Source organism: Pseudomonas azotoformans (assembly GCF_001579805.1).
GTDB classification, from domain to species: domain Bacteria; phylum Pseudomonadota; class Gammaproteobacteria; order Pseudomonadales; family Pseudomonadaceae; genus Aquipseudomonas; species Aquipseudomonas azotoformans_A.
The window spans coordinates 4,788,463-4,812,998 of record NZ_CP014546.1 but is presented as its reverse complement, the minus strand read 5'-3'; the positions used below and the strand labels follow the sequence as shown (position 1 = coordinate 4,812,998).

Here is a 24,536-nt window from a genome sequence, read left to right as displayed (position 1 = left end):
TGCAGGATCATAGGGCCATTCACAGGAGACGATCATGCTTGAACTTCGACCTTTCACTTCCCTGGGCGGCGCCCACCACGGCTGGCTTGACGCTCATCACCACTTTTCGTTTGCCGAGTACCACGACCCCAAGCGCATGCACTGGGGCAACCTGCGGGTGTGGAACGACGATATTATCGCGCCGGGCACCGGCTTCCCGCAGCACCCACACCGCGACATGGAGATCATCACCTATGTGCGCGAAGGCGCGATCAGCCATGCCGACAACCTTGGCAATAAAGGCCGTACCGAAGCCGGTGATGTGCAAGTGATGAGCGCAGGCACCGGGATTGCCCACAGCGAGTACAACCTTGAGGACACGCCGACCAAAATCTTCCAGATCTGGATTAATCCGAACGAAGCCGGTTTGCCACCTTCCTGGGGCGCCAAGCCGTTTCCCAAGGGTGACCGGGAGGGTTTTGTGACGCTGGCGAGTGGTAAGGCCGGGGACGGCGAGAGCTTGCGCATTCGTGCGGATGCACGCCTGGTGGCGGCGAACCTGAAGGCGGGGGAAAGCGCTGAATACCGGTTGGACAGCGGGCGTCGAGCTTACTTGGTGCCGGCGACCGGGGTGATTGAAATCAATGGCTTGCGTGCACAAGCTCAAGATGGTGTCGCGGTTGAAGATGAGCAGGTGTTGCGAGTAACGGCAATTGAAGACAGCGAAATTGTGTTGGTCGACCTCGCCTGAATGTATGCAGGAGCTGGCTTGCCAGCTCCTGCAAGGGCTACTTATTGGCTGATAGCACCGTCTACCAGCACCTGCGCCTCTTCCACGAGTTGCTTGAGGTGATCCTCACCAATAAAGCTCTCGGCGTAGATCTTGTAGATATCCTCAGTACCGGATGGCCGTGCGGCAAACCAGCCGTTTTCAGTCATCACCTTCAACCCGCCGATCGCCTGGTCATTGCCTGGCGCATGGCTGAGGATCTGTTGGATGCTTTTACCGGCCAATTCGGTAGACGTTACCTGGTCTGGCGACAGCTTGCCCAGCAGGGCTTTCTGCGCCGGAGTAGCCTTGGCATCCACACGAATTGCAAACGGCTCGCCCAATGCGTCGGTCAGGCCACGGTAGATCTGGCTCGGATCCTGGCCTTTGCGCGAGGTCATTTCCGCGGCCAACAGCGCCGGGATCAGGCCATCCTTGTCAGTGCTCCAGACAGTGCCGTCCTTGCGCAGGAACGAAGCACCGGCGCTTTCTTCGCCACCAAAGCCCAACGACCCTTCGAACAGACCATCAGCAAACCACTTGAAGCCAACCGGCACTTCATACAGACGACGGCCAATGCGCGCAGCGACGCGATCGATCAAGCCGCTGCTGACCACGGTCTTGCCCACGGCGGCGTCTGCGCGCCAGTCAGGACGGTTCTGGAACAGGTAGTCGATGGACACCGCCAGGTAGTTGTTGGGTGCAAGCAAGCCCCCGGACGGCGTGACGATGCCGTGGCGGTCGTGATCTGGATCGCAGGCGAACGCCACATCGAAGCGTTCCTTGAGACCAATCAGGCCCTGCATGGCGTAGCTGGAGGACGGGTCCATGCGAATCTGGCCGTCCCAGTCGACGCTCATGAAGCGGAAGGTGGAATCGACTTCGGTATTCACCACGTCCAGGTTCAGGCGGTAATGCTCGGCAATCGCCGACCAGTAGCGCACCCCTGCTCCGCCCAGCGGGTCCACGCCCAGGCGCAGGTCGGCGCTGCGGATGGCGTCCATGTCGATCACATTGACCAGGTCAGCCACGTAGCTGTTGAGGTAGTCATGGCGATGCGTGGTATCCGCCTTGAGTGCCTGGGCGTGGGTGATGCGCTTGACCCCGGCGAGTTTGTTGGCCAACAGTTCGTTGGCCTTGGCTTCGATCCACTTGGTGACGTGGGTATCGGCTGGGCCGCCATTCGGCGGGTTGTACTTGTAGCCGCCACTCTGCGGCGGGTTGTGCGACGGCGTGATGACGATACCGTCGGCCAGGCCGCTGGTGCGGCCACGGTTGTAGCAGATGATGGCGTGGGAAATCGCAGGCGTTGGCGTGTACTCATCGCCTTCGGCCAGCATCACATGCACACCATTGGCAGCCAGCACTTCCAGGGCGCTGGCACCAGCAGGTGTCGACAGTGCGTGGGTGTCCAGGCCGACGAACAGCGGGCCGTTGATGCCCTGGGCTTCGCGATACAGGCAGATGGCCTGGCTGATGGCGAGTACGTGCCATTCGTTGAAGCTCAGTTCAAACGAGCTACCACGGTGCCCGGAAGTACCGAATGCCACGCGCTGGGTGGAGATTGCTGCATCAGGCTGGCCCGTGTAGTAGGCCGTGACCAGTCGCGGGATATCCACCAGCAGTTGGGCTGGCGCCGGCTTGCCCGCAAAAGGACTGATTGTCATGCATAAACCTCGGAAAGAAGGATTTGGAATAAATTGGCAGTTTACTGAGAGTTGGACTGCTGCGCGACGTTATCGATCCTACAGCAGTAAGAGAAACTTCACGCGATCATCCTATCTGTGCCTTACGCAACGCTTCGCTGAGAGCCGCCAGGACAATATCCAAGTTCGGCTGCCCCTGAAAGGTATGGCTCAGGCGCAAATGCTGCTGATGCAGGCCACTGATACTGAACAGTTCGCCAGGGGCAATCACCACTTGCTGGGAGAGCAGACGCTCGAAGACCTGGCGCATATCCACGGGTCGTGTGGCGTTCAACCAGAACGCCGCTCCCGCAGCGGGTGCACGATAGGCCATTTGCTCCCCCAGATGCTGTTCCAGGCGCTCGCACATTTCGTCTGCCTGCTGACGTAGCTGCAGGCGCAGCCCACGCAGGTGCTGGTCGATTCGCCCGCTGTGATAAAGACGGGCAATGGCACGCTGGCGAATCGGCGACAAGCGAAAGGAGCGCAGCAGGAAATGGCGCTGCAGTTCGCTGTTCATACGCCGAGACAGCAGGTAACCATAGGGCGCTTCCGAGCCCAGTACTTTCTCGAACGAGGAAAACACCATCAATCGCTCAGGGTTCACCAACTCGCGCAGCGCGAGCTGTGGCTCGTGGAAACCCAGTTCGCCAAAGGTGTCGTTCTCCAGCAACCAGCAACCGTACTGATCCAGCATGTGCGCGATGGCCACTCGATCCTGGGGCGGCATGGAAACTCCGGCTGGCACACTGACCCTGGATGACAGCAACACCAGATGCACCGACTCGGCGCATAACAATTGATCAAGGCACACCAGATCGAGTCGCCCTTCTGGCGTCCAGGGCAACTCGATAATACGCACCCCGGCATCCTGAAGCAGGCGCAGGACCAGCCAATCACACGGCGACTCCACAATCACCGCAGCCCCCCTCAGGCCCAACACTTCGATGAGGATGTCCAATACGCCGCGCAGGTCGGCGCCGATATAGACGTCATCGGCATGCCAGCAGCGGGTCGGCGACGACGTATAACGCGCCGCCAGCGCTGCACGCAGCTCCCAGACCCCGCAAGGCTGGGACCAGGGTTGAAGATATTGCGGATACTGGCGGACCAGTTCTCGCTCCAAGCGCAACAGCGTGCCATCCAGCGAAGCCAGCAGCGCAGGCTCATCGCCGCTGAGCACCACCATGCCTGGGCGCCGTGCCGCTGCGTAGAGCCGATCCAATAGGTCACCGCTGGCACCTGCCAGCGGATTTGCCGAGAGCGGCCAGGCGTAATAACCCGATTTGGCCACCGAATAGACCCGGCCCTCTTTTTCAAGCAGCGAGTAGGCATACTGGACGGTTGAAATCGACACATTCAAGCGCCCCGCCAATTGTCGCAGGGAGGGCAGTTTTACCCGTGCGTCAGTACTGACTTCGTTGATCAGGCTGATCATGTAGCGATAGACCGCCTGATACGCGAAATCTGCCTGCCGCTCGCCGCGCAGCGTCATCGTCCGGACAATTGACAGGCCTGCGCGCTGTCATGGGCCGTAGTACCGACATTGCGCAATTTGCCGCCTGCATAGCCCAGCGGACGTTTGCGATAGAGGTGTTGCAACAAAGTCATCGGCAAGCCGCTGGTGTCAGTGACCCACTGTTGCAGCATGTCGGCGGACGGCTTGCCTTGCAGGACCTTGTGCAATTCGGGCAAGGCCACCAGCATGCCTGGGTGGCATTGGCGCAAATAGCCTTCCAGGCGTTCACCGTGATGGATAAACGGCGAAAACAGCAGGCAAATCAATTGAGTCTCGTCCAAGCCAAAGAACTGCTGGGCGTAGGCGCCTGACTGGATGCGACCTTCGCGCCCCCCCACCTGCGCAAGCAGTTCATCGGGCATGCAGTGTGGGACCTGCTGGATAAAGCGCTGTACCCCCTCCTCGTAATCCAGGTCCCGCAAGCACTGGGCTTGCAGCCCACGTAGATGTGCCATAAGCCGAGGGTTGGAATACGCGGGATGACTGAAGTGAAATTCCTGCGGGTCGGGTGCGAAGGCCATGAATTCGTTGAGCATGGCCGAGGATGAAAGGTCGACATCGTCCAGCAAATCGGCAACGCCAATGTAAGCCAAGTGGCGATGACCGTTTCTGCTGGGGTTGTCACTTGCAACATAATGCTCCCCATACACATCACGGTAATACCCGTCGCTCCACTCATCCATGCGCGCGAACAAACCGGTGAGTGACGACGGCCAGCCTTGCGGTATAGCGATACCAGCGCCCAACGCGGTGTTCTTGAGCCAGGCAAGGAACTGACTTTGCTTGCGCGGGGAGTCACCGCTCACCAGTGCGTGCACCCCACCATTCCAGGTCGTGATGCGCTGGTAGAAATCCCCCAGCGCCAGGTACGTATCACTGCACAGGGTGGCGCGGCAGTCGCCTGAACTCAAATGGCCCACCATCAACATGTTGCGCTGGCTGATTTCTCGCCCAACGCTGGAAACAGGTCGCAAGTGGTTGAAGGGCAACACTTCCTGGTTTTCCACCATCAGCAGGTCAACCCTTGGGTCATCGTGCAGAAACAGGCGACCGTAGCCCTGGTTGATGCCGTCGAGCATGCCCTCGGTCATTCCCGCATGGCGTAATGTCGCGACACGCAGTTGAAAGGTGCGGGGGGATCGACCAGCGATGGTCAATTGCGCGGCCCGCAACAAGGCCAGCGTGTAGCTACTCACTTTGCCACCGCCATGGACTACCAGCACTTTGTAGCCCCCCACTTGCTCCATGCCACCTGCCGCCACAACGATTCGCTGGACCAACAACTGGAGTGCCGTGCGCTCTTCGCGAGCGAAGTGCCCGATCAAGCGCTGTAGAACTTGCTGATACACATAAGTCATAGCCTGTTCGTGAATAGTGCTCATCGTTCTATTACCTGAGTTTGGATATTCAGTTTCAAGCAACTGCTGACAGTATTTGCTCGACCTATTACACGTGTAAGAAATATGCGCGCAGCCTGTGCGGTTATAACTAGACACTAGCACCACGCAATAAAATGACATCAGTGCCATCGGATTGGGGGGGCACGCCCTGCAAACACACGGAAGCGCCGTATTTGCTGGGGCCTGGCGAACATAATCGTGATCCTAGGATCTTTCCGACAAACCCTTGCACGCATCTAACCAACTATTCAAGGAAGCGTCTTACAAATAACTGCGACCAACTTTCCAACTTGTTGCATTGCGTCTTTTCATGGGCGCATGTATTTCCCTGGCGCCCGACGCTTACCACGAGATTAGTTTCAACTACTCGCAATGGTGGTGTCGGATATTCAATCATTGCTCAGTCCTTGAGATGAAAGTGAAGGCGCAATTATCAGTGCTGGAATAATGATTAATAGATACAGAACCCTGCCGAAAACCAGTGCAGATGACTTGCGGACACTCCCTGAATCACGCTCACACGAAAACGCCGCGCTGGAATCCAGCGCGGCGTGGGGGAAAAAGTCAGGATTCAGGCGTTAAAACACCAGCCTTATCGTGGAGGAACACTACAGTTTCAGCCCTTTCAAATGGCGCATATGCCCCACAAGGTAGGAGCGAGGAATACTCATTTGAGAATATTCCTACACCCTAAACAGCCTCAACCTGCAACGCAACGCGCTCGCGGCACGGGCATTCGTCCATGTAGCGATGCGCTTCCACGAACTGATTGAACGGAAACACCGTGGTTTTCAGCGGCACCAACACGCGGTCGGCGGTCAGTTGGTTGATATCTCGCAAGGCCCGCTGCAAGGCGACCTGGTCCTGGATAATGCCCAGTTCAGGCTTGCCGGTGAAGTTACCGATACAATGCACGAAGAACTGAATGTTCTTCTGGAACGCCGCACACGCCGGGAATGGCGTCTGGTTACCGCCCTGCAAGCCATACAACACCAGGCTGCCACGGGGCGCCAGCACATCGCCGAGCAACGACATCTGCGGGCCGCCCAAACCGTCGAACACCACGTCGACGCCGCGGTTGTCGGTGAACTTGTTGATTTGCATCAGCAGGTCCTGTTCTTCAGTGACGATGACTTTCTCGGCACCAAGGGACAGCAGGTATTCACGCTCATCACTGTCTTTGGTCGCGGCAATCACCCGCACACCCAGGGCTTTGCCCAGTTGCACAAAGGATGGGCCGGCGCAGTGGCTGGCGTCAGTCACCAAGGCAAACTGCCCCGGCTTGACCCGTGCCAAGTCGACGTAGGCAAAGTAGGCAATCAACAGCGGCGTGTAGTGCACGCTCGCCTCGATAGGGCTCAAGACATCCGGGTACCGGGTCAGGGCCGAACGGGGCAGGACGATCTGTTCGCCATACACCGGGTAATCATTGGGGCTCTCGGCCGGAAAACTGGCCACTTTATCGCCCACGGTCAAATCATCCACGCCATCGCCTACGGCGACCACGACACCGGCCATCTCATGGCCAAGGCCAGACGGCAGGCGTGCATGGGAAGACGCCAGGTTCTGGCGCCACAGAATGTCATACCAGCTGATGCCAATCGCTTCGACACGCACCTGCACTTCGCCCGGTGCGGGCTGCGCGGCTGCATGCTCTTCGCATTTGAGCACCTCGGCCGGACCAAACTTGTGAAAACGGATCGTGCGGGACATCGCAAACCTCGTCAAAGTAACCTCTAATGCCATGAACTCTATCTGGGCTTTCCGGGTAAGACCACCGGTCGCCATTAATAGTCGACATGCCTGTCATTGATTCCGCATGTGAGGAATAGACCTCAGCTATCGTAGGAAAACTCAATTATCCTGTGCAGAGTACCAGCCTTTCCCCGTAAGATTCATGCCGGTCATTGTTTACATATGGCCGCTCTCGTCAAGTTTGCTGACTCTTCCAGGACACAAGATGAACCGTAACGACCTGCGTCGTGTCGACCTTAACCTCTTGATCGTATTCGAAACCTTGATGCATGAGCGCAGTGTGACCCGCGCCGCCGAGAAATTGTTCCTCGGCCAGCCGGCCATCAGCGCGGCCTTGTCACGCCTGCGCGGGCTGTTTGATGACCCTTTGTTCGTGCGCACCGGCCGCAGCATGGAGCCATCGGCCCGGGCGGTAGAAATCTTCGCCCTGCTCTCCCCGGCCCTGGACTCGATTTCCACCGCCGTCAGCCGCGCCGCCGAGTTCGACCCGGCCACCAGCACGGCAGTGTTCCGCATTGGCCTGTCCGATGACGTGGAATTCGCCCTGCTGCCCCAACTGCTCAAACGCCTTCGTGCCGAAGCCCCCGGCATCGTGCTGGTGGTGCGTCGCGTCAACTACATCCTCATGCCTGGCCTGCTGGCCTCCGGCGAAATCTCCATCGGCGTCAGCTACACCGCCGACCTGCCGGCCAACGCCAAACGCAAAGTGCTGCGTCGCAGCCTGCCAAAACTGCTGCGCGCCGACAGCGTACCGGGCTCCCTCAGCCTGGACGACTTCTGCGCCCGCCCCCACGCGCTGGTGTCGTTTGCCGGTGACTTGAGCGGGTTTATTGACGAAGAACTCGAGAAACTCGACCGCAAACGCCACGTGGTATTGGCCGTGCCGCAGTTCAACGGCTTGGGCACTTTGCTGGCAGGCACGGATATTCTGGCGACCGTGCCAGACTATGCGGCCGAGGCGCTGACCTCGGCGGGTGGCTTGCGTGCGGAGGATCCGCCGTTGCCGGTGCGCAGCTTTGAGCTGCATATGGCGTGGCGGGGGTCTCAGGATAATGATCCGGGAGAACGGTGGTTGCGGTCGAGAATCCAGATGTTCTTTGGCGACCCCGACAGCCTCTAGTAAATGCTTGGCCTCAGCTCCATGCCGCACCCACCTGTGCGTCCAACGAAATCAGAGCGCTTAGGCACATCTTCGTTTATGACGCATTAATACCCAGTGATTTGCTCCTCCCCCCGTGCTTGAGTGTCGACGGGTTGATTCCGAACTGCTTACGAAACGCCGTCGCAAAATGACTGGCATTGGCGTAGCCCAGGTCCGAGGCGATGCGCATCACGGATTCATCGCCGCTCATCAAGCGGCTGCGTGCCTGGATCATGCGTGCTTGCTGGAATACGCCGTAGACACTGTTGAAGAACAGTTGCCGAAACCCGCGCGTCAGCTTGGGTTGGCTCAACCCGGACTCACGCGCCAGCTCCGACAGGCTCGGCGCCTTGCCCAGGTCTTCAAGCAGACGCTCACGGGCACGTACCAGCCGTTGGCGGTCGGTGTTGCTGACGCGGCAGGTGCATTCGGCGTCCTGGCGTACTTCCAGGAACAAGCTCACCAGTGTAACGCTCTGCCCGTAAAGCCATAGGTTGCTGCGCGGCTGGGCCGTTGTCAGGCCAGCACCTTGGTCCATGGCGGCGCCTAGCAGGTGCGCAGTCGCGCTCATTTCGCCACTGCGGTGACCATCGAGAAAGCAATGGTCACAGGCCAGCGCTTTGTTCAGCCGCGGGTCGAGTTTCAGCTCCCATTGCTCAAGCACTTCAGGACGAATCATCACGGTGATGTTATCGATCTCGCCGTGCTGGTGGTAAAGACCGTGGCGGCAACGACCAAAGCTGATACTGCCGGCGCCCTCGTCAATCGAATAGCGCCGTTGCCGACGCCCCTCTTGAAAACTGCACGAGGCCTTGCCCTTGAGCAGGTTGGTGAAGCTGAAATGGATGCAGTCGCTGTCGTCCTGCAAGGGTAATTCGATTGGCTGATCGAAGGTGCTTTGCCACCGTACGATGTCCAGCCCGTCCTGCAGCGACACGCGGGTGACGCGACAGTGCGCCCCTGGCCCGAGGTCGCATCCATATCCTCCCGTAATGATTCGCGAGACCGGCATCGGCTCCCCTGCGCCTCCTTGAACGGCTGACATCGTAAATCTCCTGGCTGACCGGATACGGCTCGAATCAGATCACATCGGGGTGGAAGTGCGCAATTGATAATTATTAGCATCTGGCGCGCTGCACAGGCTCCGCCAAATCGCCGCTGCCACCCCGCAACGCGCGCCGATCAGAATCCTCAGTCAAGGTCCCATCATGTCTGCACGATGCAACACGACCGCTACCCGCCAATCTTGCTATAAACGTAATACTATAACAATAGCCATGAGTTTGACACTGGCCAATTCGGCGCTTGCCGCCGCCACCAGCGAGCCTGTGCAACTGCCGGCCTCGACAGTGACTGCGCGCATGGAGCAGGAAGACCCGAAGGAAGTGCCCATCAGCCTCAGCGTGATCAGCGGAGAGCAACTGCGCACGCAGCGGCTCGACACGCTGGAAAGCGCACTGCGCAACACTTCCGGGGTCAGCGTCAATTCGTCCGGGGGGCCGAATGACTTCAATGTACTGATCCGTGGCGTCGGCTCGCTGTACCAGATGTCGATGGATGACAGCTCGGTGGCGTTCAATATCGACGGTGTGCCCGCGTCGTCGCGCAGCCTCGGTTTCGGCACCCTCGACGTCGATCGTATCGAAGTGCTCAAGGGGCCTCAGGGTACGCTGTCCGGTGCGATCGGCCAGGCAGGCGCGGTAAATATCACCACACGCCAACCCACCCGCGAACTCGAAGGTTATGTGCGCGGCGAAGTGGGCCAGGAAGGCCAGTTCCTCACCGAAGGCGCCATCGGCGGTCCGATCAGCGACAGCCTCAGCGGTCGCCTGGCTGTGCGTCGTGCCGGCTATGACAGCTGGATCGACAACGACCAGACTAACCACCCCATCACCAAGCCGCGTAACGAAGCCTACCGAGGCAGCCTGCTCTGGGACCTCAACGATGACACCCATGTGTTGGTCAGCGCCGAACGCCAGAAAACCGAGCGCGCCACCAACTCGCTGGTGTTGCGCCCTTACGGCAACGACCCCAGCCTGGACCTGACCCCAGGCCTGTTCGACGACAACTACAAGACCACCGAGCGCTATACGCTCAAGGTCGATCACGACTTCGCCAACAGTCGCCTGACCTCCACCACCGCCACCGGCACCGCCGACTTCGAAGGCCTGATCGCCTACGACAGCAAACTCATGGGCGCCTTGTACGGCACTCCCAGCGAATTCTGGGTGGTGGACAAATCCTTCGAGCGCAGCTGGAGCCAGGACCTGCACCTGAGCTCGCTGCCTGACTCCGACGTGTTCTGGGTGGCGGGCCTCGCCGCCAGCCGCAACGAGCGCAGCTACGACACGCCACGCAATACCTATGGCACCTCCGGCGCCAAATACCGCGACTTCACCACTACCACCTACGCCGGCTACGGCGAAGTCACCTTCCCCGTCACGGAGCGCCTGAAACTCACCACCGGCTATCGCCACTCCTGGGACCGCAAGACCTACGACGGTCAGTACTTCTCCGGCAGCAATGCGGTGCAAGACTCGCGCAAGCTGACCGACAACTACGGCACCGGCCGCGTGGCCCTGAGCTACGCTCTCACGCCGCAAACCAATGTCTACGTGCAACTGGCGCGGGGTTACAAATCCGGTGGGTTCAATGACTACGCCTCGCAGGTCAGCGACAGCGAACCCTATAACGCTGCCGTTAGCAAAGCTGCAGAACTGGGCTTCAAGAGTGAGACCGAAGACCGTCGCGGCAGCCTCAACGGCGCGCTGTTCTTTACCCGTGTGCACGACGATCACCTGCTCGGCTATGACGCGGCGACCTTCGCCACCAATGCCTTCAACGCCGACACGCGCACCCGTGGTGCCGAATTGGAAGGCAGCTGGCGCTTCGATTACGGCCTGACCCTGGCCGCCAGCGCCACCTACCTCGATGCCAGGATCACCAGCGGCGTGCAAGGCATCCAGGCCGGTGACGTCGCTGCCGGCAACCGTACCCCGGATGTTCCGCGCTGGAGTGGCAACTTCAACGCCAGCTGGAAACACCCGCTGGGCACCTTCGCCAGACTCGGCGAAACCACCCTCAACACCAGCCTGAACTATCACTTGGTGGGCGAGCGCGCAGCCGACCCGCAAAACCATTTCAACCTGGACAACTACGAGAAACTCGACCTGCGCGCGGGCCTGGAAAGCAAGTTTGGCGAAGTCTATGCCTTCGCCGACAACCTGCTGAACCAGACCTACGACACCTACGGTTTCTACAGTGACCCGGTGGCCTACGGTGCACCGGCACGCCGTCGTACCTTGGGCGTGGGCTACACCTATCAGTTCTGACCCCACCCCTCACTGTAGGAGCGAGCTTGCTCGCGAAGAACGCTCAGGCACCGCATTTGTTCTGGATGCGTGCGTCATCGTAGGCGCTCTTCGCGAGCAAGTTCGCTCCTACAGGTCGGTCAGAACTGGTAGCTATATCCCACGCCTGCCGACCGCCCGCGTCCTGGCATTCCGGTCAGTACCTGGTCGGTGGAGTACGAGCCGTACAAGTCGTAGCGTGCATCCAGCAGGTTGTCGCCCCACAGGTAGATCTCCGAACCGCCACTCTCCAGGCCCAGGTGCAGGTCCAGTTTGGCGTAGCCCTTGAGGTCGTAGTGGTTCTGCGGGTCGGCCGGGCGGTTTTTCTGTACGCGGTAATTGAGCAAGGTGTTCAGGCGTGGCGCCGGCAACCCGAGCAAGGCCCCCAGGTTCTTTTGCCAAGCGACGCTGAAGTTGCCGCTCCACAGCGGCACATCCGGCACGCGGCTGCCCGCCGCCACGTCACCGCCGGACACACCCGGCGCATCCGACGTCACCACCGCATTGGTGTAGCTCACGGCACTGCCCAAGGTCAGTTCATCGGTGACGTGCCAGGTGGTCGACAGCTCGGCGCCCTTGCTGCGGGTGTCGGCATTCACCGCGCTGACCGCCAGGGTGTTGAAGTCGTAGCCCAGCAGGTGGTCGTCCTGCACGCGCGTGATGAACAACGCGCCTTCCAGACTCAACTCGCCCCCGGCACTTTCATGCTTGAAACCCAGCTCGGCGGAATTCACCTTGGCGGCCTTGTAGGGCTCGCTGTCCTTGATCGACGTGGCGTAGTCGTTGAACCCCGCCGATTTGTAGCCCCGTGACAGAACCGCATACACATTGGTCTGCGGCGTCAGCGCGTAGCTCAGCGCCACGCGTCCAGTGCTGTAGTTGTCCTGCAAACGCCGGCTGTCGCTGACCTGTGCGCCACCACTGGAATAATCGGCACCATAGGTCTTGCGGTCCCAGGTGTGGCGCAGGCCGGTGGTGAGTTTCCAGTCTTCGGCAATCGGGTACGTCACCTCGCCATAGGCCGCATAACTGTTGGTGCTGAAGTCGCGCATCTGCTGCGCGCCATTGGTGAAGTTGTTGGAATCGAAACTGCGCTCGGAGCGCGACAAGTTGAGCCCCGTCACCCAAAACACATCGGCATCCGCCAATGATCCCAGGCGCAGGTCCTGACTCCACACGCGCTCATGGGCCGAGTCTTCGATCAGGTATTCGAACGGGGAACCGTACAACGCGCGCGTGATGTTGCGATCGTAGCCTTTGACGGCATTGAAGTCGGTGCTGGTGTAGGCGCTGATCGAGGTGATGCGCGACTGCGCCAGGTCGTGGTTGAGTTCGAAGGAGTAACGCTCGTTGGTCTTCTGGTTGCCATCGAAGGTGCCTGGCGTGTAGTCCAGGCTCGGGCGATTGCCAAACGGACGCAACAGTTCCAGGCCCGCATAGTGCTCGGCGCGCTGGCGCTCGGCGGTCAAAAGGCCGGTAGTGCCCTGGTCGTTGTCCCACAGCAGGCTGCCGCGCAGGGCCAGGTCCCGGGGTTTGGTCAGCGGGTCGCCGTCCTGTTGGTCATCGATCCAGTTATCAAAGCCGCTGCGCCGCACCGCGATACGCCCGGCCAGCGATTCGGTCAAAGGCCCGCCCACGGCGCCTTCCGTCATGAACTGGCCTTGGTTGCCGACTTCGCCACGCACATACCCCTCCAGCTCGCGCGTCGGCTTGCGGGTGGTGACGTTGATCGCGCCCGCCTCGCTGTTGCGCCCCAGCAATGTGCCCTGCGGGCCCTTGAGCACCTCCACCTGCTGCACGTCGAGCGTCGCCAGCGCGGCATTGCGCACTGACATCGGCACGCCGTCCACATTCAACACCACCGAGCCGTCATCCATGCTCATCTGGTTCAGTGAGCCGACGCCTCGGATACGCACATTGGCGTCATTGGCACCGCCCCAGGAGTTCACATCCACCCCCGGCGTGGTGCGCAGCGCGTCCTCAAGGGTGCGCAGGCGCCTGGTCTCCAGGGTTTTCCCATCGATTACCGAGAGGCCAAAGGGGATGTCCTTGGCACTCTCCTGGCTCAAGCGTGCGCTGACCGTCAGCGGTGCCAGTTCGATGGCCTCCGCGGGGGCCTCCGGCTGATAGTCAGCGGCATAGGCCGTACACATCTGGCTGGACAAGCCCAGCGCCATAGCCTGGGTCAGGACGTTGGCCCGCCAGCCGAGGGGACGGCGCAGCGGTTGGATAAACAGTGCAGGTGACATGACAAAGCTCCAAAAGGCAGGGATGGTTCGAATTCATTGCGCAGGGCCCCAGCGCTCGAGCGCAGCGGCAATCGCGTGAGGATCAGGCGCGCCCAACATGGGCTGGATCGCAGCCGGCCATCCCTGGCCGTTTCGGATGGCGGCGGTCATTGCCGTCAGTTGTTCGGGGCTTTGTTCGGCAGTCCATGCCAGGCTTGCCAGCGCTGCATAGGTGGCGGCCCAGCCGTGTTCGCGGGCATCGGCCAGGGTGCCGACGGGTTCGCCGTCATTGCCCAGGGCACGGGTCAGGTCATCGGCCATGAGTTTCACCAGTGCCGCGCGCGCTTCAGGACCGTCTACATCCGCCACACACAGCAAGCCGATCGCGCCCGCCACGCCCTGGCTCAACCACAGATAACCCGGCACCTGGCGCAGGTCGCTGGCGTCAATCAACACCCGGCGGGCAAGCAACTCGGCAATATGCGCACGGCGTGCCGAACGCCCGACGCCGGTCGCGGCCACGTCCCAATCCGGCGATTGGGCGAGCAACAGCTGACCGTGGCTCAAGCGGCTGTCGCCCATGCCGGTCGGCCACTGGTTCACGCCCTCCACCACCGGGCGACTGCCCAGGCGTCGCGCCACACAGGCGCTCATCAGGTCCAGGTCTTCGCGCACTTCAACAGCCGTTTGCTGGCGACTGGCATCCGCCTTTGCCTGCAAGCTGTAAGCAAAATCCAAGGGCGCCGCGCTGTGACCGTTGATGTCCTGTCCATCAATCTCGACGTGCCATTGCCAGTTGCCCGCCGGCGCGATGGCCTCCACGGCGACGGCGGAACCTGCCGCCAAAGTAGGCACTTCGGCTGCCAAACCAACCTCGCTGCGTTGCAGCGGCGCACGCAGCAGCCGCTCGCTGTCCAGCCCGAGACGCGGTATTACGCGGCGCGCTTGCAGCCACACACCGTGCGGCCCCAACCAGAACGCTGCGCCTTCCGACGGCCAGCCGTTGGCGCTGACCGTCCAGTTCAACTCCACATTGCAGGCGTTCGTCGCACACGGTGCCAGGGGCACGCGCAGGTGCTCGGTCGCCTGTTCGAACGTGACCGGTTGCCCCATCACGCTGACTGCCGTCACCTGCAAACCTGGCGGCAACTCGGCGTCCAATTGGCTGGCCACCACGGCGTCCAGAGTCCACTGGCCCTCAACCTGACGCGCAGCGGAATCCACGCGCAGTTGCACGCGCCCGCCCGCCACCTGCCAAGCCGTTGCGCCGGGCAGCCAGCGCTGTTCCCAGGCGGCGCGTTCAATACGCTCCTCGGCCACCGATTGGTAGTCGCCCTGCTCCACCAGGTGATGGTGCAAAGACCCGCCACTGCCCAGCAGACCCAAGGCGCCCAGGGCCAACACGGCAAGCGGCAACGGCTGGCGTACGTCAGCGAAACGGCGGCGCTCGGGACCGCGAGACAACACCAGTGCCGCCACGCCGACCATCACCGCGCAACCCGCGAGTTTCCAGCCTGCCAGGATGCCGAGATAGGGTAACCAGGGCGCCCAGCCGGCGAGTTGCGACAACGCCACATGCGCCGGTATCCCCATCGCATAGGCGGGGTAGCTGACCAGCCCCAATTCGTGGTTGAGCACCAGGAAAAACGTCAGCAGCATCGACGTGGCGTACGCGAGCCCCGAGCGGCGTATCAACGCGTGCACCAGCACTGTCAGCGCGGCCATCTCCAGCAGCGGCGGCGCGAACACCAGCGTTTGGTAGACCAGTACAAAGCCCGGCGCCAGGCTGTCGGGCGCAGCGATGGCGCTGATCAGCAGGCTGGCAATGCCTGGCACCAGTGCCAAGGTCAGGGTCGCCAACAGCACACAAGCCGTGCGTCCGAACAATCGCAGCCAGGTCGGTGCGGGGGTCGCCTGCAACATCGCCCCGAGGCCTTCAACGTCATCACGCCGACACACCAAGCCCACCAGCGCCGCGATAATAAAGGCGATCACCAGGAACAACGCGCTCGACAACAGCGGCAGGGTCAGATCCGCCCGTGGCACCATCGGCCCGCGCGCATGCCACACACCGTGGACAAAACCACTGAGCACGCCCATCGCCAGCAGCAAGCCGAGCGCCACCCACCAGATCCGCCGTGCAAACAACTGGCGTACCTGCCAGCGCGCTTCATGCCACAAGGCGTGCGTCCAACGACTGGCCGTCAAAGGCCCCGGCAATTGCACGTCACGGCTGCGCAGCATCGGCGGTTCCGCCAGCACCGCACCGCTGCGCCGGCCCATCAGGCCCTGGCGCGTGGTGCGCGCCAACACCACGGCCAGCACCAGCAGCGGCAACACACACCACAACGCGCGGTTGAGCCAGAACCCCGGCGTCAGCGCCAGCAGCGACTGCGACTTCTGCGCGGCGCTCCAGGTTTCGACCTGGGCCTGGGCAAAGGTAAATAGCGACGGGTCCAGGCTGGCCGCCAACAGCGGGTTGATATGCCCGCCCTTGAGTACGACCACCGCAAACATCCACAGCAGCATCAATACCGTCGCCAGGGCAAAGGGCGCAGCTAGGCCACGGCTGCGCAACGCCAGCAGGTAATACAACGCACCGATCCCCGTACTCACCGGCAACAGCAAGGCGACCCAGGCAAAGGCCAACGCCGACCAGACCGGCGCACCGATACCGGCCGCTGGTACCCAGCCGAGCCAGCCCAATACCGGGCTGACCAGGAAGCCGACAATCAACGCACTGGCGAGCAATCCACCCACCAGCGCCGCGCCGATAAAACGTCCCCACAGCAGCGCCGGCAGCGACAGCGGCAAGGCCAGCAGCACCTCCTCCAACTGCGCCTTACGGTCGCGCAGGGCCGGCTGCGCAAACACCCAGGCCCAGGCAAAAAACAGGAAGAACATGCAACCGCACGACATCAGGTAAATCAGGCTCGGCGCATTGCGGGCGATGTCGCTGGCGCCCATTTTCTGCACGTAGTCGGCATTCGTCAGGGACATCAGCAGGTAGCCGGTGAGGCCAAGAAACACCAACAAGGGAATGCCACTGCGCAGCCCGGCGCGGACTTCCGCCCAGGCTTCACGCAACAGCAAGACGAAGGTACTCATGCGTCCACCGCCTCGCCGGCCTGGGCCAGCGCCAGGTAATAGATATCCTCCAGGCGCGGCACGTGGGGGCTGAAACGCGGGTCTGCCGGACGCTCACCGTGCACGATCACCCGACTGCCTTGCGGACTGGCAGCCACATGCAACGCTTCGGGCAACGTTTCGCCACGGCTGAACGGGGCTTCCCATAAGCGGCCCTGTTCGGCAGCGAGCAAGTCGGCCGGGCGACCTTCGACAATAATCTGCCCGCCGGCCAACACCGCCAAGCGGCTGCACAGGTTCTCGACGTCTTCGACGATATGGGTCGAGAGCAGCACGATGGATTCCGCGGCAACATCCGCCAGCACCCGATGAAAACGGTTGCGTTCGGCCGGGTCGAGGCCCGCCGTGGGCTCATCGACGATCAGTAAGCGCGGCGAGCCCACCAGCGCCATGGCGATACCGAACCGGCGCAACATGCCGCCCGAATAGGTCGCCAGCGCACGGTGGGCCGCCTGCTGCAAGTTGACCTTATCCAGCAGGGCCTCGATTTCCTCGCGGCGCTGGCGGTTGTCGGTACGGCCCTTGAGCCAGGCGAACCGGTCGAGCAAATCCCGCGCACTCACGCCGGGGTACGCGCCCAGTTGCTGCGGCAGGTAACCCAGGCGGCGACGCAGATGGTCGGGGCCGCGCAGAACGTCCACGCCGTCCAGGTGAATGCTGCCGGCGTCCGGCTGCTGCAAGGTCGCCAGGGTGCGCATCAGGCTGCTCTTGCCGGCGCCGTTGGGGCCGAGCAAGCCATACATGCCGGGGCCAACACTCAGGTCAACGCCGCGCAGCGCTTCAACGCCGTTGTTGTAGCGCTTGCGCAGGCCGCGCACTTGTAAACCCGAATCGACTGACATCCGCAACTCCATGAAGAAGCCCTGCAAAAAGGGCGGCGAGCGACGGTAGTCAAGGCCGTGGGCCGGGCTCTACCCGATTCAAGTCATTTTCCAACCGCATCGCGCGGCGTATCGGCGTCATCCCCCGCAGCTGCGCCCGTGCAATCCGCACCGACCAAACGGATACGGGGCAAAAACGATTCGATCCGGGTAGTTAGCAAAATGAGAATGACTAGCATCTTGCCCCATGCATTTGCCTGCCCCCAGCGCCTGGGCCAACCCCGGCCCGGGCCCTAGCGATGAGAAGACGTTGAGCCATGGCCACTCCCAGCACCTCAACCGCAACACTGCTGCGCCAATCCCTGTCCGACGCCCTTGGACTGCCCGCCGACCAGGTGCCCCAGGAGGCCAACCTGATCGAATGGGGGCTGGATTCCGTCACCCTGATCCGCCTCGCCGGCCAGTGGCGGCGCCAGGGCCTGGCCGCGCGTTTCGCCGATCTGGTGGCGGACCCGCGCCTGTGTGCCTGGTTGGCCCTGCTTGATACGGCACCCACGGCCGCCGCGCTGGTCAGCACCTTTACCGATGACGGCTTGCCATTCGAGCTGGCGCCGATGCAGCACGCCTATTGGATCGGTCGCGCCCCTGGCCAAGCGCTGGGTGGCGTGGCCGCGCACTTCTATAACGAGTTCGATGGCCACGACGTTGACCCAATACGGTTGGAAGCCGCCGTGCGTGCCCTGCTCGCGCGGCACCCGATGTTGCGGGCGCAATTTCTCGATGACGGCCGCCAGCAGGTCCTCGCGCACAGCCCGTGGCCGGGGCTCACGGTGCATGACCTGCGCCAGGACAGCGCCGAACAGGTGCAACACCGGCTGGCAGCCTTGCGCGCCGAGCTGTCCCATCGAAAGTTAGCCGTGGAACAAGGCCAGGTGCTGGATATCCAGCTGTCGTTGTTGCCCGACGGCACCCGCCTGCACCTGAACCTGGATATGCTCGCCGCCGACGCCCTGAGCCTGCGCACCCTGCTCGGCGATCTGGTGCAGCTGTACCGCCAGCAGCCCCTGCCCGCGCTGGACTACACCTTTGCCCGCTACCTGGCCGACCAACGCCAGGAACAGGCCAGCGTCGAGCAGCGGGATCGCCACCAACAGGCGCGCGACTATTGGTTGCAGCGCCTCGACCAATTACCCGGTGCTCCGAGCCTGCCGATCAAGCCCCAGGGCGATGACCGCCAGGTCCGCCGTCGTCACCATTGGCTACCGCCGTCAGAACGCCAGGCCTTCGAGCGCCGGGCGCGGGAGCACGGGCTCACGCCGGCCATGGCGTTGGCGGCGGTGTTCAGTGAAGCCCTCGGCGCCTGGTGCGATACCCCCGAGTTGCTGCTCAACCTGCCACTGTTCAATCGCGCACCGCTGCACGCCGATGTCGAACGCCTGGTGGGGGATTTCACTTCGTCGATCCTGCTGGCCTGGGACGGCCGGGTCGCCGGCACCTTTGCCGCACGCGCCACCGCCCTGCAACGCCGCTTCCACAGCGATGTCGCACACAGCGCATTTTCCGGCCTGGAGGTGTTGCGCGAACTGTCCCGCCAACGCGGTGAACAAGTGTTGGCTCCCGTTGTATACACCAGCGCACTGGGCCTGGGTGAGCTGTGCGCCGAGGGTGTACAGGCGAGTTTCGGCCAACCGACGTGGATCATTTCCCAAGGCCCGCAGGTGTGGCTCGATGCGCAAGTCACCGAGCTGGACGGCGGTATCCTGGTCAACCTCGATGCACGTGAAGGGCTGTTCGCCGACGGTGTGCTGGATGGCATGTTCAAGGCCTATACCGACCTGTTGCAACGCCTGTGTTTTGATCCCGTCGCGTGGCATCAGGCGCCGTCTGCGCTGATCCCCGCCGAGCAACTGGCCCTGCGCCAAACCGTGCAAGGCCAGCCTGCTCCCCTGCCCGTCAAGCGCCTGCATGAAGCGTTTTTTGCCCAGGCACGCCTGACGCCCACCTTGCCCGCGCTGCTGCAGGGCCACCCTCCCGTCATCAGTTATGGCGAGCTGGCCGAGCGCGCCCTGCAAGTTGCAGCGTACCTGGAAGACCAAGGCATCCAGCGCGGCGATGTCGTGGCGCTGCAACTGCCCAAGGGCCCCGAGCAAGTCATCGCGGTACTGGGGATCCTCTCCTGCAGCGCCACGTACCTGCCCATCGGCATCGATCAGCCCGACGCCCGCTGCCAGAAAATCTGCGAAAGCTCAGGTGCGCGGTTGCTGCTGAAGGCCCTGCCACCTGTGGGCCCCGCGCTGGACGCGCCCCGGCCCGGCGCGGTCAGCGACCTCGTCTACATCCTCTACACCTCTGGTTCCACTGGCGAACCCAAGGGCGTGGAAATCAGCCACCTGGCCGCCGCCAACACCGTGGAAGACCTGCAACGGCGGCTCCAACTGACCGCCGATGACCGCATCCTCGCGCTCTCTGCGCTGGAGTTCGACCTGTCGGTGTTCGACCTGTTTGCTGCGCTGTCCACCGGCGCGGCGGTGATTGGCATCGAGCCCGAAGCGCAGCGCGATGCCGAGCGCTGGCGTGAACTGGCCTTGCTGCACCGCGCCAGTGTGCTCAACTGCGTTCCGGCGTTGCTGGACATGTTGCTCGGTTGCGCCCCGGCCGACGCCCGCCTGCCACTGCGTGCAGTGTTGCTCGGCGGTGACAAAGTCGCCCCGGACCTGGCGCCACGGTTGTGGGCCCAGGCGCCGGGCTGTCGCTTCATGGCCTTGGGCGGCGCCACCGAAGCGGCGATCCACTCGACGCTGTTCGAAGCCCTCCCCGGCCAGCCATTGGCTTGGCACTGCCTGCCTTACGGCAAACCGCTGGACAACGTCAGCCTGCGCATTGTCGATCACCAGGGCCATGACTGCCCGGACTGGGTGGCCGGGGAGCTGTGGATCGGCGGCGCCGGGGTGGCCCAGGGTTACCGCGGCGACCGTGTGCGCAGCGCCGAGCGTTTCGTCGACTATCAAGGCCTGCGCTGGTACCGCACCGGCGACCGGGCGCGCTACCACCCCGACGGCACTGTGGAGTTCCTCGGGCGTAGCGACTTTCAGCTCAAGCTGCATGGCTACCGCATCGAGGCCGGCGAAGTCGAACAGGCACTGCTGGCCTGCCCTGGCGTGGAGCATGCCGTCGTGTTGCTGGCCGGCCAGCAACTGGCAGCGGTGGTCCGTCTGGCGCACGGCGCCGTGCAACCTGTGCAGATCGACCTGCCGGGCCTGGCCGAGCGCCTGCCGGCGTACATGATTCCCTCGCTGATCCTCGGCTGCGCGCAGTTGCCCTTGACCGGCAATGGCAAGGTCGACCGCAAGGCCTTGCACGCGTGGCTTGCCCAGCACAGCCCGGTGCAGCAGGCCAACCTGACGGCGCCCTGCGGCGTTATCGAACAACAGGTGGCCCGCGCCTGGCAGCAGTTGCTTGGCTGTGGTGAGGTGTGCCGCGAACACAGCTTCTTTGCCCTGGGTGGCGACTCCCTTAGTGCCACCCGCCTGGTGCGCCTGCTCGCCGAACAAGGGCTGGGCGGTGCACGCATCGCCCAGGTGTTTGCCAAGCCGGTGCTGGCGCAGTTTTGTGCCGACCTGCATCAACAGGCACAGGCCGAACCCGCACACACCGTTGTTGCAGACCTGGCGCAACGCCACGCGCCCTTCCCGATGACTGAGGTGCAGCAGGCCTATTGGCTGGGCCGCGACCCCAGCCTCGTGCTGGGGGGCGTGAGTTGCCACTTCTACCGTGAATACGACGTCGAGGACCTCGACCTGCCGCGCCTGCAACACGCCTTGCAGCGCTTGATCGAACGCCACGAAATGCTGCGCGCTGTGTTCGACCAGAATGGCCAGGCGCGCATTCTGCAACAAGTGCCGGCCTTCGTGATCGGCCAGGGCCACGCCAGCCTGGAGGACCTGCGTGAACACTGCGCTCATCGCGTGTTCGCCCCTCACCAATGGCCGCTGTTCGATGTGCAAACAGTGACCCACGGCCGGCACACACGCCTGGCGATCAGCCTGGACAATTTGATCCTCGACGCCCTGAGCATCCTGCGTTTCTACGCCGAACTCGATGCGTTGTACCGCGAGCCCGACATAGCGCTGGCCCCGTTGGGTCTGTCGTTTCGCGATTACCAATTGCAGAGCGCCCCGGCACCTGAAGAGCTGCACGCCGCGCAGCGCTTCTGGCAGGAACGCCTGCCCGAATTGCCGCCCCATCCGCAGTTGCCGCTGGCCGCCGACCCCGCCAGCCTGGGCCGACCACGCTTTGAACGCCTGCAAGGGCAGATCGATGCCAGCGCCTGGCAAGCGATCCTGTCCAAGGCCCAGCAACAGGGGCTCACCGCCTCGGCGGTATTGCTCTGCGCTTTTGCCGAAACCCTCGGCCGCTGGAGTGCACGCCCGGGCCTGAGCCTAAACCTCACACTGTTCGATCGCCGCCCCGTACACCCTCAGATCGACCAGGTCATGGGCGACTTCACATCGCTGACCCTGCTCGGGTATGTGCCCGTGGCGGGTGAGCGCTGGGTTGACCGTGCACGACGTACGCAACAATCCCTGGGCGAGGCGTTGGAGCATCGCTGCCTGGGTTCGGTCAGCCTGCTGCGCCAACTGGCCCGGGGCAATGGTGAGCAACAGGTGAGCATGCCGGTGGTGTTCACCAGCGCCCTGGGCGTCCCGGATGGCACGGCGGCGCCGGTGGACGGCCCGTTTGCCCACCAAGTGTTCGGCCTGACACAAACCCCGCAAGTGTGGCTCGACCACCAGGTCGTCGAAGCCAACGGTGGCATTGCCCTTAACTGGGACCGTGTGGTCGGCCTGTTTCCCGAAGGCCTGGTTGAAGCGATGTTCGACGCTTACCTGCAGAGCCTCAACTGGTTGGCCGAGCACGCCTGGGACAGCGCGCCACCCGACCTGCTGCCCCAGGTCCAAGCGCAACGGCGTGCCCAGCTCAACGCTCCGGTCGGCTGCGTGCAGGGGGATCCGACGCTGCACCAGGGCTTCTTCGATCAGGCGCGCCAGAACCCGCAGCGCCCGGCCTTGTTATGGGGTGAACGCGGCACGCTGAAGTACGGCGAACTGGCCGACCGCGCGCTGCGTATCGCCCACAGTCTGATGGACGCAGGTGTCGCACCCGGCGACCTGGTGGCCGTGTCCCTGGCCAAAGGGCCGCAGCAGGTAGCCTGTGTGCTGGGCATTCTGGCGGCCGGCGCCGCCTACTTGCCGGTGGGTGTCGATCAGCCGTTGCAGCGCTGCCAGCGCATCCTGCAACAGGCCGGTGTGACCCTGATGCTCGCGGAGCACGACCCACGACTGCCCGGCGTCAAACACCTCAAGCCCTCCACCGCGTTGAAGGCCGAACCGCTGGCGGCGCCACGGCCTCTCGCAGCGAGTGAACTGGCCTATGTGATCTACACCTCCGGCTCCACCGGCCAGCCCAAGGGCGTAGAAATCACCCACCGCGCGGCGATGAATACCGTGGCCGAGATCAACCGCTGTTATGGCGTCCAAGCCAGCGACCGGGGCCTGGCCCTGTCGGCGCTGGACTTCGACTTGTCGGTGTACGACCTGTTCGGCCTGCTTTCGGTGGGCGGCGCCCTGGTGCTGATCGACGAAGACCAGCGCCGCGATGCCCGCGCCTGGCTCAAGGCATTGCAACAGCACCGCGTGACCCTGTGGAACAGCGTGCCGGCGCTGCTCGACATGCTGCTGGAAGCCAACGCCCAGGACCGCCAGTCCTTGGACCTGAGGGTCGCACTGCTGTCCGGCGACTGGATCGGCCTCGACCTGCCGCAGCGCCTGCAAGAGCAGGCCCCCGGTTGCCGTTTTATCGCCCTCGGCGGCGCGACCGAAGCGGCGATCTGGTCGAATCACTTTGAAGCACGCCAGGCAATGCCGGGCTGGCGTTCGATCCCTTACGGCGTGCCGCTGGCCAACCAGGCCTATCGGGTAGTCGATGCCCTGGGCCGTGACTGCCCGGACTGGGTCACGGGGGAATTGTGGATCGGCGGTGCCGGCGTCGCGCGCGGTTATCGCCACGCGCCGCAGTTGAATGCCGAGCGCTTTGTCGACGGTTGGTACCGCACCGGTGACCTCGGCCGCTACCACCCCGATGGCCTGTTGGAGTTTCTCGGGCGCGCCGACAGCCAGGTGAAGATCCGTGGCCATCGTATCGAGCTGGGTGAAATAGAAGCTGCCTTGGCTCGCCATCCCTGTGTGAACAGCGCCGTGGCGCTGGTCGCCGACCACCGACTGATGGCCGCCGTTACGGCCAGCACCTGCGCCGAGGTGCTCGCACAGCATCTGGAACAGTGCCTGCCTGCGTACATGCGCCCGGAACAGATCCTGGTGCTGGAACGCCTGCCGTTGAGCAGCAATGGCAAGGTCGACCGCCGTGCGCTGCTCGCCCCTATGAGCGCCGCTGCCCAGCCACGGGACGCGATAGATGAGCAACCACTGAGCGCCGGCGAACAGGTGATCGCCGAGCTCTGGCAGCACTTGCTCAAGGTGCCGAGCGTCTCGCGCCACGACAACTTTTTCCGCCTGGGCGGCGACAGCCTGCTGGCCACGCGTTTTCTCGAAATGCTGCGCAGCCGTCTGGGTGTGGAACTGCCCATGGGCCAGTTGTTCGGCGCCGCCAGCCTGTTGGAAGTGGCGCAGACCCTCGAACGCCTACCCACCCCGCACACCGTTGAAGAAGGCGTTATCTGATGCCT

The 24,536-nt window shown here is 63.0% G+C and carries 12 protein-coding genes; 4 read left to right on the top strand and 8 right to left on the bottom strand.

All coding sequences use genetic code 11. From position 1 onward, the window contains the following. The first annotated feature begins 34 nt into the window (after positions 1-34). Entirely contained in the window at positions 35-730 is a 696-nt protein-coding gene (locus AYR47_RS22020; RefSeq protein ID WP_061436853.1) for a pirin family protein, read from the top strand. Positions 731-771: 41 nt separating this feature from the next. Here the strand turns inward: AYR47_RS22020 and pgm are convergent, their stop codons facing one another. The 4 genes from pgm to AYR47_RS22000 all read right to left on the bottom strand — a co-directional run bounded on the left by pgm (position 772) and on the right by AYR47_RS22000 (position 7,065). Beyond that, the gene (pgm, locus tag AYR47_RS22015; protein ID WP_061436852.1) at positions 772-2,415 is read right to left on the bottom strand and encodes a phosphoglucomutase (alpha-D-glucose-1,6-bisphosphate-dependent); all 1,644 of its coding nucleotides are present in this window, start codon (positions 2,413-2,415) and stop codon (positions 772-774) included. Between the two features lie 106 nt (positions 2,416-2,521). Beyond that, entirely contained in the window at positions 2,522-3,928 is a 1,407-nt protein-coding gene (locus AYR47_RS22010) for an aminotransferase-like domain-containing protein (RefSeq protein ID WP_061436850.1), read from the bottom strand. After that, positions 3,925-5,334, bottom strand: coding sequence for a hypothetical protein (locus AYR47_RS22005; RefSeq protein WP_061436849.1), 1,410 nt, complete (start codon positions 5,332-5,334; stop codon positions 3,925-3,927). The genes AYR47_RS22010 and AYR47_RS22005 overlap by 4 nt, the downstream gene beginning before the upstream one ends. Before the next feature lie 708 nt (positions 5,335-6,042). Then, positions 6,043-7,065, bottom strand: a complete 1,023-nt coding sequence (locus AYR47_RS22000; protein ID WP_033902139.1) for a zinc-dependent alcohol dehydrogenase family protein — start codon at positions 7,063-7,065, stop codon at positions 6,043-6,045. 247 nt (positions 7,066-7,312) lie between these two features. Here AYR47_RS22000 and AYR47_RS21995 point away from each other — a divergent pair, with 247 nt between their 5' ends. Continuing rightward, positions 7,313-8,227, top strand: a complete 915-nt coding sequence (locus AYR47_RS21995) for a LysR substrate-binding domain-containing protein (RefSeq protein WP_028616088.1) — start codon at positions 7,313-7,315, stop codon at positions 8,225-8,227. 76 nt (positions 8,228-8,303) lie between these two features. On the opposite strand, the gene AYR47_RS21990 is transcribed toward AYR47_RS21995, so the two are convergent. Continuing rightward, on the bottom strand, positions 8,304-9,293 hold the full coding sequence (locus AYR47_RS21990; protein ID WP_237142499.1) for a helix-turn-helix domain-containing protein: 990 nt from the start codon (positions 9,291-9,293) through the stop codon (positions 8,304-8,306). Between the two features lie 232 nt (positions 9,294-9,525). On the opposite strand from AYR47_RS21990, the gene AYR47_RS21985 reads away from it, so the two are divergent. After that, positions 9,526-11,580 carry a TonB-dependent receptor gene (locus AYR47_RS21985; protein WP_082781523.1) on the top strand — a complete coding sequence of 685 codons (2,055 nt, stop codon included), beginning with the start codon at positions 9,526-9,528 and terminating at the stop codon, positions 11,578-11,580. 119 nt (positions 11,581-11,699) lie between these two features. Here AYR47_RS21985 and AYR47_RS21980 read toward each other — a convergent pair whose 3' ends face one another. From AYR47_RS21980 to AYR47_RS21970, 3 genes are read right to left on the bottom strand one after another with little or no spacing between them, the layout of a single operon-like run. Beyond that, a complete protein-coding gene (locus AYR47_RS21980) occupies positions 11,700-13,847 on the bottom strand; it encodes a TonB-dependent receptor (protein ID WP_061436846.1) in 2,148 nt (715 codons plus the stop codon). A 33-nt stretch (positions 13,848-13,880) separates the two neighbouring features. Next, positions 13,881-16,934: a hypothetical protein gene (locus AYR47_RS21975; protein ID WP_061436845.1), complete on the bottom strand. Its 3,054-nt coding sequence runs from the start codon at positions 16,932-16,934 to the stop codon at positions 13,881-13,883. Further along, a complete protein-coding gene (locus AYR47_RS21970) occupies positions 16,931-17,815 on the bottom strand; it encodes an ABC transporter ATP-binding protein (protein ID WP_061436838.1) in 885 nt (294 codons plus the stop codon). Before AYR47_RS21970 ends, AYR47_RS21975 begins: the two co-directional genes overlap by 4 nt. Before the next feature lie 296 nt (positions 17,816-18,111). Here AYR47_RS21970 and AYR47_RS21965 point away from each other — a divergent pair, with 296 nt between their 5' ends. Further along, positions 18,112-24,531: a non-ribosomal peptide synthetase gene (locus tag AYR47_RS21965; RefSeq protein WP_061436836.1), complete on the top strand. Its 6,420-nt coding sequence runs from the start codon at positions 18,112-18,114 to the stop codon at positions 24,529-24,531. Positions 24,532-24,536: the final 5 nt, after the last annotated feature.

Bases quoted from the DNA above. Each gene is read 5' to 3' on its own strand.
- AYR47_RS21995 (WP_028616088.1), top strand. From the start codon at position 7,313: ATGAACCGTAACGACCTGCGTCGTGTCGACCTTAACCTCTTGATCGTA.
- AYR47_RS22000 (WP_033902139.1), bottom strand. From the start codon at position 7,065: ATGTCCCGCACGATCCGTTTTCACAAGTTTGGTCCGGCCGAGGTGCTC.
- AYR47_RS21965 (WP_061436836.1), top strand. From the start codon at position 18,112: ATGGCCACTCCCAGCACCTCAACCGCAACACTGCTGCGCCAATCCCTG.
- AYR47_RS21990 (WP_237142499.1), bottom strand. From the start codon at position 9,293: ATGTCAGCCGTTCAAGGAGGCGCAGGGGAGCCGATGCCGGTCTCGCGA.
- pgm (WP_061436852.1), bottom strand. From the start codon at position 2,415: ATGACAATCAGTCCTTTTGCGGGCAAGCCGGCGCCAGCCCAACTGCTG.
- AYR47_RS21975 (WP_061436845.1), bottom strand. From the start codon at position 16,934: ATGAGTACCTTCGTCTTGCTGTTGCGTGAAGCCTGGGCGGAAGTCCGC.
- AYR47_RS21980 (WP_061436846.1), bottom strand. From the start codon at position 13,847: ATGTCACCTGCACTGTTTATCCAACCGCTGCGCCGTCCCCTCGGCTGG.
- AYR47_RS22010 (WP_061436850.1), bottom strand. From the start codon at position 3,928: ATGACGCTGCGCGGCGAGCGGCAGGCAGATTTCGCGTATCAGGCGGTC.
- AYR47_RS21970 (WP_061436838.1), bottom strand. From the start codon at position 17,815: ATGTCAGTCGATTCGGGTTTACAAGTGCGCGGCCTGCGCAAGCGCTAC.
- AYR47_RS22020 (WP_061436853.1), top strand. From the start codon at position 35: ATGCTTGAACTTCGACCTTTCACTTCCCTGGGCGGCGCCCACCACGGC.
- AYR47_RS22005 (WP_061436849.1), bottom strand. From the start codon at position 5,334: ATGAGCACTATTCACGAACAGGCTATGACTTATGTGTATCAGCAAGTT.
- AYR47_RS21985 (WP_082781523.1), top strand. From the start codon at position 9,526: ATGAGTTTGACACTGGCCAATTCGGCGCTTGCCGCCGCCACCAGCGAG.